The organism is Hungatella sp. L36, assembly GCF_014288035.1.
The window spans coordinates 600,372-613,987 of the sequence record NZ_JACOPC010000002.1 but is presented as its reverse complement, the minus strand read 5'-3'; the positions used below and the strand labels follow the sequence as shown (position 1 = coordinate 613,987).

The following is a 13,616-nucleotide window of genomic DNA, read 5'->3' as shown; positions in this document are numbered from 1 at the left end:
ACAAAATTATAAAGTTTTTCTGGCCGTTTTTGCCTTGTATTTCCACTTTCTTCTTAGTATAATGGAAAAAGTTTGGTTTGACAAGGAGGGGTAATACCCATGAAAACAGATAGAAGGAAACAAATTTTTATCCGCTGCTGCTACGGCTATTCGGTCAGCGGGATGGCGGTGCTGGTGATCGGAGCGATTCTGCCGTCGGTGATTGCAGAGGCCGGAATCAGCTTTCTGGCTGCGGGCGGACTGCTCTCCGTGATGGCGGTGGGGAATCTTCTGGCCAGCTTCCTCTTCCCCGTCATGGTTCCCGCCATGGGAAGACGGTTCTCCATCACAGTGATGACCGCCATGGCGCCGCTCTGTCTGCTGGGACTCACTCTTCTGCCGCCGCTTCCTGTCATGTACGGCATTATGCTGGTCTACGGCCTTGTGAGAGGTTCTGTTACAATTATAAATAACGCCGCCGTCAACGATATTTACGATGGAGGCGCGGCCGGGAAGCTGAACCTTCTGCACTGCAGTTTCGCGGTCGGGGCGTTCCTGGCGCCATTTCTCACCGCAGTCCTGCTGAAGCTGGGATTTGGCTGGCGGTCGGTCGTCTATCTCCTGATCTTCATCACCGCCACCTCTGCACTCACTTACGGAACCATGGATTACAGTCTGTTAAATGAACGGGCCAGAGATGCGGCGCATTTAAAGCATTCCGGAAAACGGGAGGGGCGGGAATTCTTAAAGTCCTTTCAGTTCTACTGCATCGCTCTAATTCTTTTCTTCTACCTGGGTGTGGAAAATTGTATTAACGGCTGGTTTGTCACGTATTTGCAGAATACCGGGGTCATGAGCGAGACGTATGCCACCACGCTGGTGTCGGTGACCTGGCTGGTCATCATGGCGGGCCGGCTGGTCTGCGCCTCACTGTCCGGAAAGATGAGGCGCAGCTCTCTCATACTGATGAACGCACTGGGAAGCGGTATCTGCTTTTTCCTGCTGATCTCTACGAAGAGCCTTCCGCTCATTACACTCGCGCTGATCGGCTTCGGCTTTTTCCTGGCGGGCATCTATCCCACCTGCATCGCCGACGCGGGACCGCTGATCCAGGGATCAACCTTCGGCATGTCGGTGCTTACGGCGATCTCTGCCATGGGTGGCATTCTGACACCCCAGATAGTGGGCGGCGCAGCGGATCATGTCGGGATCGTGGCGGCGATCGGGATCCTGGTGGTGAATGTAATTCTGGTGATTCTGCTTGCAGCGATTAATAGGAAGAAGTACTGTGATTGAGGCTGAGAGCATAGGAAGAAGTACTGTGACTGAGGCTGAGAGCATAGGAAGTAGTACTGTGACTGAGGCTGAGATGCATAGGAATAGGTATATTGACTGAGATTGCGATAAATAGAAGGAAGTATCGCGGCTGCGAACAGGATGCAAAGAGCACAGAGGGAAAGAATATCCATTCAGCCCTCTGTGCTTTTTTTGACAAAAATATTTACTTTTTCCATGTGGATGGTGCAAACAGCAGAAGCATCGGGAAAACCTCCAGACGTCCGGCCAGCATATCGAACATCATCACCCATTTCGACATGGCCGAGAAGCCGGAGAAATTGCCGGTGGGGCCGACAGCGCCGAGTCCCGGTCCGATGTTGTTGAAGGTCGCCGCTACAGCGGTAAAATTCGTTGTAAAATCAAAGTTATCGAGGCTTACGATCACGGTCGAGAGAACGAAAATCACCAGGTAAGCCACCAGAAGTGTATTGATGGACCGGATGACCTGATGCTCGACCGGTTTGCTTTCGATCTTTATGATCTTGACACTTCTCGGATGAAGCAGGGAAAATAACTCCTTTTTCACCGATTTAAGCAGAATAATGACCCTGGATACCTTGAGGCCGCCGCCCGTACTTCCGGCGCAGGCGCCGATGAACATCAATACGACGAGCAGGCCCTTGGAGAATTCCGGCCATTTGTCAAAATCTACCGTGGAGAAGCCGGTGGTCGTGATGATGGATGCTACCTGGAACGCCGCGTGGTGGAAGGCCGCAAAGATGCTGGTAAAGCTTCCGCGGATATTGAGGGTGATGAGAAGAACGGTCACGCCGATAATTCCCAGATAAGCCCTCGCCTCCTCGCAGCGAAGCGCGTCCTTCGGATGGTGAATCAGGAATAAGTAATACACGTTAAAGTTAATGCCAAAGAGTATCATGAACACGGTGATGACTCCCTGGAGATAATAGCTGTCATAGAAGGCAATGCTGTTGTTTTTGATGCCGAAACCGCCGGTACCGGCCGTACCGAAGCTGGTTGCCAGCGAATCGAACAGCGGCATGCCGCCGACAAGCAGGAGGATGACCTCCACCACTGTCATGAAGAAATAGATTCCGTAGAGAATCTTGGCGGTGGATTTAACCTTTGGAACCAACTTGCCTACAGATGGCCCCGGGCTCTCCGCTTTCATGAGGTACATGTTATAACCGCCTGCCAGCGGAAGGATGGCGAGAATAAACACGAGAACACCCATGCCTCCGATCCAGTGTGTAAAACTCCTCCAGATCAGCATACAGTGGGACAGACCTTCCACATCCGTTAAAATACTGGCTCCCGTCGTCGTAAAACCGGAGATTACCTCGAACATGGCATCCTCAAAACGGGGAATCTCCCTGCTTAAGTAAAAAGGCAGGGAACCGAAAAAACTGAGCACAATCCAGCTCAATGCAACAGAGACAAAGCCCTCCTTGGCGAAGAATACCATATTATCCGGTTTCCTGCGTGTCAGAAGAAGACCGGTCGTTCCGCATACCGCCATGACGGCCAGGAACCAGATTCCGCTGCTTTCCCGGTAAATGGCAGCAACCACACATGGAAGCAGCATAAAGATGGCTTCCATATTCATAATCCATCCCAGAAGATAGACGATAATTTTCTTATTCATTTCCTTCGCCTTTTCCTACTTTAGTATATCCTTTAAATCATTTAATCCGGTATTGGTGGTAACGATGATGACACGGTCGCCGGTTTCGATAACATCTTTGCCGCGGGGGCTCCGGATCCTTCCATTGCGGTTAATACAGGCAACCAGAAGATTGTCCTTTAAGCGAAGCTTTTCCAGCGGAATGCCGACGATCGAGGGATCGTTCATCACGCGGAATTCCAGAGCCTCGGCGCGGTTAGCCACGATTTTATAGAGCGTCTCCACATTGCTGCCCATGGAATTCTGCATGGCGCGCACGTACTGCAGGATGGAATCAGAGGTAATTAACTTGGGATAGATCACACTGCCTAAATTCATGGAGTTAATTACATTTTCAAAGGCTATCTTATTGACCTTTGTGATCAGCTTCGCCTTCGACTGGCTGGCCGCGTACAGCGACAGCATGATGTTTTCCTCGTCGAATCCGGTCAGGGATGCAAATGCCTCTGTCTGGCGGATGCCCTCCTGTAAAAGCAGCTCCTGATCAGAACCGTCGCCGTGGATAATCATGGCCTTTGGCAGCAGCTCGCTGAGCTCGTTGCAGCGTTCGCCGTTCTGTTCGATGATTTTAATCTGAATCTTCGTGTTTTCCAGAAGCTTTGCCACGTAATACGTGATCTTGCCGCCGCCCACAAACATGGCGGTTTTAATGGTATTATTGATGATTCCGGCCTGCTTGAAGAATTCCGTGGATTCTGCAGGAGGCGCGATGATGGAGATCTTGTCTCCCGCCTGCATCTCGAAATCACCGCTGGGGATGATGACCTCCTCTCCCCTCTCCACCGCACAGATCAGGACGGTACAGCGAAGCTTGTCCAGAACGTCACGGACCTTCATGGCATGGAGCTTCGAGTGGTCGGGAACGAGGAATTTTAAAATCTCGATACGGCCCTTGGCGAAGGTATCGATCTTGATGGCCGACGGAAAGCGAAGCAGTCTGGAGATCTCCATGGCCGCAGCCATCTCCGGATTGATGGCCATGGACAGCCCCAGCTCCTCCCGGATATAACGCGTTTCCGAGTTGTATTCCGGATTCCGGATTCTCGCGATCGTATGACAGTTACCTGCTTTTTTTGCAATCAGACAGCAGAGCATATTTAACTCGTCTGAATTGGTGGTGGCGATGAGTAAATCTGTTTCCTGGATTCCCGCCTCCATCTGAACCTTGTAAACCGCACCATTTCCCACGACACCCATGACGTCGATCCGCTCAGTGATAGCGCTTAGAACAGCTGTGTTCTTATCAATGATCGTGATGTCATGATGTTCGTTGTTCAACTGTTCGGCCAGGGTAGTTCCTACCTTCCCACACCCGACAATTATGATTTTCATGTGTCTGCCTTCCCTTTTATAAGCGCGGCCTGTTCATGGAACGGCCTGCGTATTTTTTTCCTGGTGACTTCCACCAGATTCAGTTTTGTAATTTCCACAACGGATGTCTTAACCGGATCCTTTGCCAGAACCCGGGACAATACGGATAAGAGTTCCCGCTGATCCTCTTCTGTCTCCATATCGATGAAATCGATGATGATGATTCCGGATAAGTTGCGCAGCCGCAGCTGGCGGGCGATTTCCACGGCCGCCTCCGTGTTGATCTTCATAATCGTGTCATGGAGATTCTTTTTGCCGGAGTACTTCCCGGTGTTGACGTCGATCACGCAGAGCGCCTCCGTAGGCTCGATGACGAGATAGCCGCCGGATTTCAGCCATACCCGTTTGCCCAGCGCTTCACTCATGAATTTTTCCACTTTGTAAAGCTTGGACAGCGGCAGCAGGGCGTCGTCATAAAATGTCAGCTTCTGTAAGTCTCCGGGCTGAAAGCTTTTGAGATAAGCCTGAATGGCCTCGTAAATATCGGTCTCATCCGTCACGATCGCTCCCAGAGAACCGTGAAAGCTGTCGCGGATATCAGTCAGATACGACGGAGGGGTCCGGTATAAGAGACTGTAGCATGTCCGGTGAAGGGCGTCCTCCATGACTCTGCGGTATAACGCCTTTAAGCTCTTAAGTTCTTCCAGAATCGCATCAAAAGAGGCTTCCGGCGCATTTGTTCTCACAATTATACCGAAATCCTCTTCCTTTTCTGCTTCCAGAATGGGTTTGATCCGTTTCTTCCACTCCAGATCCGACAGCTTTGAGGAAAACCCCAGCTGCCGTTTACCGGCCGTCAGGACGATGTAGCGCCCCGTGAAGTTTAAATTGCCGGTAAGGACGGGTGCCTTTGTCTTGACTGCGTCACGGTCAACCTGTACGATGATCTCATCGCCGGCCCTCAGCTTCCCATCCGGACTGGCGGCGGAGGCATGATGAATATAGCCGTCCGCAAGGCTTAAATATCCCATACAGCCGTCTCCGATCTCGACGAAGGCCGCCCCAATGTTCTTCACGATGTTCTTTACTTTACCAATATAAATGCTGCCGAGAATGGAACGCTCTTCCTCCGGCTCAAGGTTCAGGGAGACGGTATCACCATCTGACTGAACCATCGTAAGGATTGCTCCGTTCCATCTCGTAATGATGAGCTTATTCAACTTCTTCACCTATAAGTCCCAAAGGTACCAGGTTTCTGTGTTCTTCATCACCGGTATTGCCGTAGACCTCTTCCCGCTGGATTAGAAAGGCGAATTCCGGGCAGGACTCGCCCCGCCACCGGTCATACGTCTCCATGATCAGCTCCGGCTTTAAGTTGTCCTGGCTTCCGGCGGAAACCTTCATGAAGATACGGTCTCCTTCTGTGGTAAGCTCGTAGATGGCCGGCTTTAAATCCATCTCCCGCTCACCCTTTTTTGTCTTTTTCACTGCGAGAATCTGATCCTGCTGATAAAATTCCTTCAGGCCTGCAAAAAAGGCTTCCAGATCCTCCGGCGCTTTTCCCTCGCGGAACGTAAGCGTATAGTCCGCGGCGGCCACGATGGACATGGCATTTTTCGCCTTGTCCTCCAGTTTATGGCACTCCAGAACTTCAATTCCGTCCACCATAACCGCGTTCAGCTGTTTCACCATGGTATCGCAGTCGCTCATGGAATTTACCTCAATGTCCATGTACTCTCCGCTGCTCGTGAGGCCGAGCCCCAGGGGAGCCGCAAAGGACATGATCTGGTGGGGGCTGAAGCCCTCACTGTATTTGATATCGATGCCGGCACGCCGCATGGCCTTCTGAAAATACCGCATGACATCGAGATGACCGATAAATTTAACGGGGCCCTGCTTCGAGAACTTAATTCTTACTTTCATAGCAGACACCTCCTCCAAAACGCATCCCGCCGCAGGCAGAACATCTCTGTCGGCAGTTCGGCGTTAATTTTTCATCAATGGCGTTCAGCCACTCTCTCTTTAAGAACTCCTTGGAAACACCCGCGTCGATGAAATCCCATGGGAAAACTTCGTCCAGGCTTCGTTCTCTCGTCGTATAGAAATCCACGGAAAGGCCGCAGGTCTCAAAGGCTTTCATCCAGATTCTGTTGTCGAAGTATTCGGACCAGGAGTCGTAGATGGCACCGTTTTTATAGGCTTCCTCGATCAGCGCTCCGGTCTTTCTGTCGCCGCGTGCCAGAACTCCTTCCAATACGGTTAAATCCGCCTCGTGGTAATTGTACTTAAGGCTCTTCTGGTTCTTCATCTGCCGGAACTTGTCCTTGACGATGTAAGCCCTTTCGATAAACTCTTCTTTCGTACACATGCGGGCCCACTGGAATGGAGTAAACGGCTTTGGTACGAAGAACGAAGAACTGGCCACTACGTTGACCTTACCGTTTCTCTGTTCCTTCGGAATCTCATAGTAGATTTCCGCCACCTTTTCAGAGAGTTCGGCAATGCCTTCCATGTCCTCCTTCGTCTCCGTCGGAAGACCCAGCATGAAGTAAAGCTTCACACGGTTCCAGCCGCCATGAAAGGCGTCGTTCGCGCCCTGTAAGATCACTTCTTCCGTCAGTCCCTTGTTGATTACGTCGCGGAGTCTCTGAGAGCCGGCTTCCGGGGCAAAGGTCAGGCTGCTCTTCTTTACATCCTGTACCTTGCTCATGACGTCTAAGGAAAATGCGTCGATTCGGAGGGAGGGCAGGGAAATATTCACGCCCTGTCCCTTGAACTCATCGATCAGGAAATTCACAAGCCCTTCCAGGTACGTATAATCGCTGGAGCTTAAGGAACTCAGGGAAATCTCCTCGTGTCCCGTGCTTTTCAGCATCTTATAGGCGTAATCTTTTAGATATTCGAGGCTGTGTTCGCGCAGCGGACGGTATACGTTGCCGGCCTGGCAGAAACGGCATCCGCGGATGCAGCCCCTCTGGATCTCTAGAACCACGCGGTCCTGAGTCGCTTTGATAAAAGGAACCACGGGAGTCTCGATATAGTATGCGTCGTCCATGTTCACCACCAGCTGCTTGGTGATGGTCTCCTTCGCATGGCTGTTATTGGGGCGGAAGCTTTTTATGGTTCCGTCCTCATGGTATTCCACATCGTAAAAGGCCGGAACATAGATACCTTCAATCTCGGCGGCCTGTTCCAGGAATTCACGGCGGCTCCTGCCCTGTTTCTTATTTTCTTTATAGCGGTCCATCAGTTCGAAATAAACCGTCTCTCCCTCACCGATATAGAACATGTCGAAGAAATCGGCCAGGGGCTCCGGATTATAGGCACAGGGGCCGCCTCCGATGACGATGGGATCACTCTCCGTCCGGTCCGCCGCGTGAAGCGGAATCTGTGCCAGATCCAGAACCTGCAGAATGTTCGTGTATGACATCTCATACTGAAGCGTGATTCCAAAGAAATCAAAATCTCTGACCGGTTCCTGCGATTCCAGGGCGAACAGCGGAATCTTCTTTTCCCGCATAATCTTGTCTAAATCGGTCCATGGGGAATAGACACGTTCGCAGTAGATGTCTTCCCGGCGGTTGAACATATCGTAGAGAATCTGCATGCCGAGATGCGACATACCGATTTCGTACACGTCGGGGAAGCACATGGCAAAGCGGATGTCCACTTTTTTCGGATCCTTATTTACTGTATTTACCTCGCCCCCAATGTAACGGGCAGGCTGCTGAATACTTAGTAATATTTCATCATTTAAAGCTAGTTTTCTCATTCTTTTTCCTTATTTATTGTGCTGTCTGCACAGTATTTTTGGTTTGCGCAAAGGGCCAAACTGAATTGAAAAGAGCTTGAAAATACATCCTGATTTGCTCTTATTTGTTCCTTTTTCACCCCTTTTTTCAAGAAAATCGGGCCCTTTTTTGAAAAAAACGACAAATCTTTTTTATCCCGACTACTTAACATGGGATAACACAATATGCCACAATGCATAATTATAAGGCATTTCACAGTATTAAGCAACACCATTCGGCAGAACATAATCAAGAAAGGACGGTGAAAATGCACAATCGATCACCTGTGGCTCATCAGACGGAAGAATCTCGTCAATGAAGCTGTCAAATTCCGGAACCCCGTGGCTGATAATTTGATCCGAGCCCGTATAGACATTTAATGTAAACAACTCATCATAATGTCCCAGCGCTATGGACAATTCTTTTAAAGTTGTCAAAATTAAATTATCCTTCTTAGCCTGAATTGGCTTCCTGTGATGTTATCAGCTGTATTTTATCCGAATCAAATACAATATCGCCGACTTTTTCTTCGCCTTGCAGCAGAGAGATATCCACAAAAGATTTCACGTCTACGTCTGCCTCATAGAGCGATAATGAATGGTTCTCGTTAACAAAAACCATATCCTTATTAAAATAGGAATAATCAAACAGAACAACCTCTTTATTATGTGTGTCAAAATATCCGGCCAACGACCGGTGGATACCTGATCCCCATGAGTAAGTAAAGTACAGTTCGCTTTTACCATTCTGGTCGATATCTGCAACAGCAAACGATGTGATTCCTAATCCGCCGAAGTACTCGCCAAGATTATATGTCTCGTTTTCATACAAAAGAAAACCCGCGCAGCATTGATCCAGCTTGAAAATTTGAAAGCCGTATTCATCGGAAATCGTTTGTGGTGTAACATTATAGCAAAACTCATTCTGATACAACATTTTTATTTCACTGATTTTCAGGAACTCTTCTACCCCATTGGCAGACGGGGTAAGCTGAAACAGGACAATATTGCTGTTATCGTCCGGCAATGTGCTCTTACCATCACTGCAAGCGGCTACCCATAACACAATTGTGAGTGTAAAAGCAAAGAAATATAGTTTTTTCATTCCGCCACCTCCAGGAAAACGAATCAAGGTGTCACCTTACATCCGGTGTCATTTAATAACCCAAGAGGGGTTACCGCACCGGGTACCAAGCCCATAATTCCCATTAAATCATCTGCCGATGCAAAGGATAATGGTCTTGTATTGTTGTTTTTACGAAACTCTTTTAAATTCACTCGTTTATCGCCTTTGACAGTAATGAGATAATAATTTCTTTTTTTGTCATCCCGAACAAATAGATTTTTTGCATCGTATTCAGGATATGGTATCTCTATATTAGAAAGTTCCGCCATATTGTAAACAGCCTCGTGTTAACCTGGAATTTACACTTCTGAAATATTTTTGATTTGTTCTAAATCACCACTGCATAAGACTTCAAGGTTTCTGAATATCTTTTCAGGTGACCAATCCCACCATTTTAGTTCCTGCAAATATGAAATAATTTTATCATCAAATCGCTTTCTAATAATTTTACAAGGATTTCCGCCTGCGATATGATAAGCAGGAATATCTTTTGTTACAACTGAATTTGCCCCAACGATAGCCCCATCACTAATATGAACACCTGGCATAACAGTAACATTTTGACCGAGCCAGACATCGTTTCCAACAATTGTATCGCCTTTGTATGGCAAATCTTCCAAGGCAGGTGTGCATTTTTCCCAACCACATCCCATGATATTAAATGGATAGGTCGTTACGCTTTTCATTTTGTGATTAGCACCGTTCATTACAAATTCAATGCCCTTTGCAATGGCACAAAATTTCCCAATAATCAACTTATCTCCGAGAAACTCATAATGGTGGGTCACATGTTCTTCAAACTTTTCTGCACCATTTACATCATCATAGTAGGTATAATCGCCTATTGTAATATTAGGGCGAGTGATTACATTTTTAATGAAGCAGACACTTTTAATTGCTTCATTTGGATAAACTGCATTTGGATTCGGTCCGTATTGCATATTCAAATCCTCCTTGATAAATTCAAAGTTATTAATCAAAATTATTAAAAACTGATATCCCTAAAATCTTTATATTCCACCCATCATTGTAACCTGTTTCTGATTCTAAATCTAACTGATGATATTTTGAAATGTCATACAAAACTGCTCTATAGCGAACACTGCCGCCATCTTTATATCTTGTTGGAACAGGTATCAAAAGCACAAGTAAAATAATAACTGCAATAATAATTTTTGATTTCTTCTTCATCTACATGATCTCCCGTACAAATTCAAACTTATCAGGCAAAATATTCTGTCTCTATGAAGCCGACTTGCGGGCAGCAACCTCCGCACAGACCAGCCTGGCTATTTGCTCCGCTGTTTCATTTGTCAGTAGGAAGAACATTCCATCATTCCGGCATTTTTTATATGTGTCACCATTCAAGGTATAAACAAAACCTTTCACACAGGTGCCGCTACAAGCATTAGGATCAATCAGTCTCTTGCAATCACGAGAAGCCGTCATTTTCTTTTGCATATCAGCGGGCAGAGAAGCGATTACATCTCTATACCTGCCAGCGTTGTCACCGTAAATCCGTGCTAATACACCCGACTTCCGAAACACCCAATTCATTACTGTTTTCTTCTCTAATTGATATGAAGCAGCATAACCGCTCTTTACTTCTTTAATTACAAGGTTACAGCCTTGTTCTATAAGTTTATAATTAAGTTTCTCGACAAACGCACGGTGTTTTGGTTCAACTGCCGTTAGAAACTCTCTAAATGAAGCCTTTTCATTTGCCATTATCTTTTTCTCCCTCAACTTCCAATTGAACAAAATCGCTGCGCGATGGCCTGCCAAGGCTGTGGCGCAGCGATTTTGTTCAATTCAAATTTATCCAGTTTGTCAAACTGGAAATTCACTAATTGAAATCATGGTTTATAAAGATTAAAACCATGTTCCCGCTGATAAGCTGGTCCTTGTGATTTTATTCCAGCCCAATCCCTATCGCTTTTTACTTTATCAAATAGCCTCCGCAAATTCTTATTTTTCTGCCTGAAAAGCTGGGGATTTGTTATATTACTTCTCTATTGAAATAAACGGAGGAAAGGTGTCCGAGCTATCGTTACGTTGCATGGTTCTTGTATCCACCTCAAAAGACCTGCCATCATATTCATAGTGAAGCTTTTCATTTTTAACATAAAAACGATGTTCCGCTTGAAATGCAACGGGCTTAAAACGCCCTCCCTGTATCGGCTGGTCACGATACAATACTTGGTCTTCTGATAATTTTAGCACATCATTTTCAAGACGCAAATCATAAATACCACTTACGATAGCCTCTGCCGCCACATTTTTTCCCGAAGCCGAAATGAAACGAAAACACCCTGTAATACCATCAGTGCTTTTTCTCTTTGCCAGTTCAAATCGGAACAAGGATACAGCGCTGAAATCTTTTCGTAATTTTTCTCGTTGTCCCTCCTTATCTATAAGCCATATCTTCTCATTTGATACAATAAACATATCCAACTGAAATCCACTCTGAGAATATTTTAAATTAGAAAAAGATATTTGATCAGAGTAAACGCCCTGTAACGCTCCATTTTCCAGCTTGTAAACTAATTCATTTGTAAACAACGTTTTACCATCCACATTCGCTTCAATGAAGTTGATAATTTCTTTCATTTTCACCTGTCCGCCCTTTCAATCTGAAATACACCTTCTCTGCAAAAAAAACGTAGCCCATTTATCGTTGGATTAATTATACTTCATTTTGCCATATATGTATAGCGTGAGCGTGAAAGAGCCCATGGCCTCTACAGGATAATTCAGACTTGTGAAACAAAGCAGTCAGGGGGCTGATATTGCTTCAATAAGTAGGCGTTATAGTAACAGTATCCGTCAATCCAGTACCAGCCATTTTCGAAAGCTGCACCGTATGTGCCATCATGGATCGGGTAAAAAAACACCAGATACCACTAATAAGATGCCACCCTTCTGCCAACTGGCCGCTTTCATCCAGATAATAAAGTTTTCCATGTCCTGGCAAAAGCCGTCATACACTGAGACACTGTAAGCAGCACAATAAGCGGCTTTCCTACTACTTTCCTAATCTTCATAGATTGACCTCCTTTCTCTGATAATTATGGAGGCCAACTCTTTTATTTTGGTTCTGCCAGCAGCAGGTCGGGAGTTTCCGTATATTTCGAAGTGTACTCAGTCACATTGAAAATCCGATTTTGATATGATATGATGATTTAAGCAAAAGCCTATGGAAAACGACCACAATTAAAGTTATACCGCTTCGGCGATATGATAAATAAGAAAAAAAGAAGGAGTGATTGCGATGGAAAAAACAGTTTTCTCATTTACTATCAAACAAAAAGAAAAAAGGAGAAATTACTATGAGTACAATCACTTATCAAAAACTATGCAAAAACCATCTGCATGATGAGGTTCTCGACAAATTTAATCGTTACCAAAAAGTCAGCCGTTGCTGGAGAAAACAAAATGATGAATGGGTTCTGATAGATCATCCGTATATTGAAGATTGGGATTTAGAAAAAAAACGGAATATTGTATCCGAATTGGTTAATTGCGTTAACAACAACGGAGTGGTTTATGGAGCGATTATTGACAACACGTTAATAGGGTTTTCCTGTATTTCTGCTGATTTTTTCGGCAAAAATAACGAGTACCTTGAACTGTTAATGATGCAAGTTTCTACAGAATATAGGAACAAGGGCATTGGCAAACAGCTTTTTAAATTAATTGCCGATAGTGCAAGGCAGCTTGGTGCAAAGAAAATTTATATTTCTGCACATTCTTCAGAGGAATCTCAGGCTTTTTATCGAGCAGTTGGTTCTGTAGATGCAGTGGAAATCAATCAAGTTATTGCCCGAAACGAACCCTTTGATTGTCAAATGGAATATGTACTTTAACGACAAAACTTAAGTAGCAGAAGCCAGCCCGCCCTTATCAACGATAAAATGAACGTCATGCCGTTGTTGACAAGCTCGCCAGCCTCAGCTTATGTGGCAATTAAGAGGGCGAAAGCAAAGAGGGCTTTCGCCCTCTTTCTATGATGAAATGAAAGTCACGCAATAGGAACCAGTACAGCCTTGATTTGAGCGGTTTTCAAGATACAGAAAACACCCAGTATCCATCGTATGCATATCCTGTTTTACCAATCAGCAAATCTTCCGTTTTAGTAAATACAACTTTCTTAATAGCATTGATTCTATCTACAGCATATATTTGAGCCTTTGTAAACACGCCTTTACACCCTAACAATGCATCAATTTCTGGTGTGATAAGCGAAAAAATATCATACTCTCTTCTATGACAAAATCCGGAAGCGGCCGCGGCCGCACTTCAATCAACGTATCTCTCCGAACACTGTTAATTTTCATATTACCAATTTTAGGATTAATATAGTTATATATGATATTTCGGTACGATACATATGTTCCGTTTGCTATTTTAACATCATCAATCATATGGTA

The 13,616-nt window shown here is 45.8% G+C and carries 14 protein-coding genes and 1 pseudogene; 2 read left to right on the top strand and 13 right to left on the bottom strand.

Translation table 11 applies throughout. The features are described from left to right. Nucleotides 1-99: 99 nt before the first annotated feature. Nucleotides 100-1,275 carry an MFS transporter gene (locus tag H8S80_RS08440; protein WP_117631764.1) on the top strand — a complete coding sequence of 392 codons (1,176 nt, stop codon included), beginning with the start codon at nucleotides 100-102 and terminating at the stop codon, nucleotides 1,273-1,275. A 205-nt stretch (nucleotides 1,276-1,480) separates the two neighbouring features. On the opposite strand, the gene H8S80_RS08435 is transcribed toward H8S80_RS08440, so the two are convergent. The 12 genes and pseudogenes from H8S80_RS08435 to H8S80_RS08380 form a co-directional block, all read right to left on the bottom strand. Further along, complete coding sequence (locus H8S80_RS08435) at nucleotides 1,481-2,920, bottom strand: TrkH family potassium uptake protein (RefSeq protein WP_117631762.1); 1,440 nt, start codon at nucleotides 2,918-2,920, stop codon at nucleotides 1,481-1,483. A 15-nt stretch (nucleotides 2,921-2,935) separates the two neighbouring features. Further along, nucleotides 2,936-4,291, bottom strand: coding sequence for a Trk system potassium transporter TrkA (gene trkA, locus H8S80_RS08430; protein ID WP_025530826.1), 1,356 nt, complete (start codon nucleotides 4,289-4,291; stop codon nucleotides 2,936-2,938). After that, on the bottom strand, nucleotides 4,288-5,490 hold the full coding sequence (locus H8S80_RS08425; protein WP_181987941.1) for a ribonuclease E/G: 1,203 nt from the start codon (nucleotides 5,488-5,490) through the stop codon (nucleotides 4,288-4,290). Before H8S80_RS08425 ends, trkA begins: the two co-directional genes overlap by 4 nt. After that, a complete protein-coding gene (locus tag H8S80_RS08420) occupies nucleotides 5,483-6,193 on the bottom strand; it encodes a TIGR03936 family radical SAM-associated protein (protein WP_117631760.1) in 711 nt (236 codons plus the stop codon). The genes H8S80_RS08425 and H8S80_RS08420 overlap by 8 nt, the downstream gene beginning before the upstream one ends. Beyond that, nucleotides 6,177-8,042: a TIGR03960 family B12-binding radical SAM protein gene (locus H8S80_RS08415; RefSeq protein ID WP_117631758.1), complete on the bottom strand. Its 1,866-nt coding sequence runs from the start codon at nucleotides 8,040-8,042 to the stop codon at nucleotides 6,177-6,179. Before H8S80_RS08415 ends, H8S80_RS08420 begins: the two co-directional genes overlap by 17 nt. Nucleotides 8,043-8,282: 240 nt before the next feature. Then, nucleotides 8,283-8,498 carry a hypothetical protein gene (locus H8S80_RS08410; protein ID WP_117631756.1) on the bottom strand — a complete coding sequence of 72 codons (216 nt, stop codon included), beginning with the start codon at nucleotides 8,496-8,498 and terminating at the stop codon, nucleotides 8,283-8,285. A 16-nt stretch (nucleotides 8,499-8,514) separates the two neighbouring features. Continuing rightward, nucleotides 8,515-9,165 carry a hypothetical protein gene (locus H8S80_RS08405; protein WP_117631754.1) on the bottom strand — a complete coding sequence of 217 codons (651 nt, stop codon included), beginning with the start codon at nucleotides 9,163-9,165 and terminating at the stop codon, nucleotides 8,515-8,517. Nucleotides 9,166-9,188: 23 nt separating this feature from the next. Next, nucleotides 9,189-9,461 (bottom strand): annotated as a pseudogene (locus H8S80_RS08400) (YbaK/EbsC family protein); the annotation flags it as partial. 24 nt (nucleotides 9,462-9,485) lie between these two features. Continuing rightward, nucleotides 9,486-10,127: a Vat family streptogramin A O-acetyltransferase gene (locus H8S80_RS08395; protein ID WP_117631751.1), complete on the bottom strand. Its 642-nt coding sequence runs from the start codon at nucleotides 10,125-10,127 to the stop codon at nucleotides 9,486-9,488. A 31-nt stretch (nucleotides 10,128-10,158) separates the two neighbouring features. Beyond that, nucleotides 10,159-10,377 carry a hypothetical protein gene (locus H8S80_RS08390; protein ID WP_002604090.1) on the bottom strand — a complete coding sequence of 73 codons (219 nt, stop codon included), beginning with the start codon at nucleotides 10,375-10,377 and terminating at the stop codon, nucleotides 10,159-10,161. Nucleotides 10,378-10,428: 51 nt separating this feature from the next. After that, on the bottom strand, nucleotides 10,429-10,914 hold the full coding sequence (locus H8S80_RS08385; protein WP_002604091.1) for a hypothetical protein: 486 nt from the start codon (nucleotides 10,912-10,914) through the stop codon (nucleotides 10,429-10,431). Between the two features lie 276 nt (nucleotides 10,915-11,190). Continuing rightward, nucleotides 11,191-11,796 carry a hypothetical protein gene (locus H8S80_RS08380; protein ID WP_025530819.1) on the bottom strand — a complete coding sequence of 202 codons (606 nt, stop codon included), beginning with the start codon at nucleotides 11,794-11,796 and terminating at the stop codon, nucleotides 11,191-11,193. A 719-nt stretch (nucleotides 11,797-12,515) separates the two neighbouring features. On the opposite strand from H8S80_RS08380, the gene H8S80_RS08375 reads away from it, so the two are divergent. After that, nucleotides 12,516-13,052 (top strand): GNAT family N-acetyltransferase, encoded by a 537-nt coding sequence (locus H8S80_RS08375; RefSeq protein WP_002604094.1) that lies wholly within the window; start codon nucleotides 12,516-12,518, stop codon nucleotides 13,050-13,052. A gap of 345 nt (nucleotides 13,053-13,397) precedes the next feature. Here the strand turns inward: H8S80_RS08375 and H8S80_RS35070 are convergent, their stop codons facing one another. Further along, a complete protein-coding gene (locus H8S80_RS35070) occupies nucleotides 13,398-13,610 on the bottom strand; it encodes a tyrosine-type recombinase/integrase (protein ID WP_490424115.1) in 213 nt (70 codons plus the stop codon). Nucleotides 13,611-13,616 lie beyond the last annotated feature (6 nt).

Excerpts from the sequence above, each read along its gene's own strand:
- H8S80_RS08440 (WP_117631764.1), top strand. The coding sequence starts at position 100 with ATGAAAACAGATAGAAGGAAACAAATTTTTATCCGCTGCTGCTACGGC.
- H8S80_RS08435 (WP_117631762.1), bottom strand. The coding sequence starts at position 2,920 with ATGAATAAGAAAATTATCGTCTATCTTCTGGGATGGATTATGAATATG.
- trkA (WP_025530826.1), bottom strand. The coding sequence starts at position 4,291 with ATGAAAATCATAATTGTCGGGTGTGGGAAGGTAGGAACTACCCTGGCC.
- H8S80_RS08420 (WP_117631760.1), bottom strand. The coding sequence starts at position 6,193 with ATGAAAGTAAGAATTAAGTTCTCGAAGCAGGGCCCCGTTAAATTTATC.
- H8S80_RS08415 (WP_117631758.1), bottom strand. The coding sequence starts at position 8,042 with ATGAGAAAACTAGCTTTAAATGATGAAATATTACTAAGTATTCAGCAG.
- H8S80_RS08405 (WP_117631754.1), bottom strand. The coding sequence starts at position 9,165 with ATGAAAAAACTATATTTCTTTGCTTTTACACTCACAATTGTGTTATGG.
- H8S80_RS08395 (WP_117631751.1), bottom strand. The coding sequence starts at position 10,127 with ATGCAATACGGACCGAATCCAAATGCAGTTTATCCAAATGAAGCAATT.
- H8S80_RS08390 (WP_002604090.1), bottom strand. The coding sequence starts at position 10,377 with ATGAAGAAGAAATCAAAAATTATTATTGCAGTTATTATTTTACTTGTG.
- H8S80_RS08385 (WP_002604091.1), bottom strand. The coding sequence starts at position 10,914 with ATGGCAAATGAAAAGGCTTCATTTAGAGAGTTTCTAACGGCAGTTGAA.
- H8S80_RS08380 (WP_025530819.1), bottom strand. The coding sequence starts at position 11,796 with ATGAAAGAAATTATCAACTTCATTGAAGCGAATGTGGATGGTAAAACG.
- H8S80_RS08375 (WP_002604094.1), top strand. The coding sequence starts at position 12,516 with ATGAGTACAATCACTTATCAAAAACTATGCAAAAACCATCTGCATGAT.
- H8S80_RS35070 (WP_490424115.1), bottom strand. The coding sequence starts at position 13,610 with ATGATTGATGATGTTAAAATAGCAAACGGAACATATGTATCGTACCGA.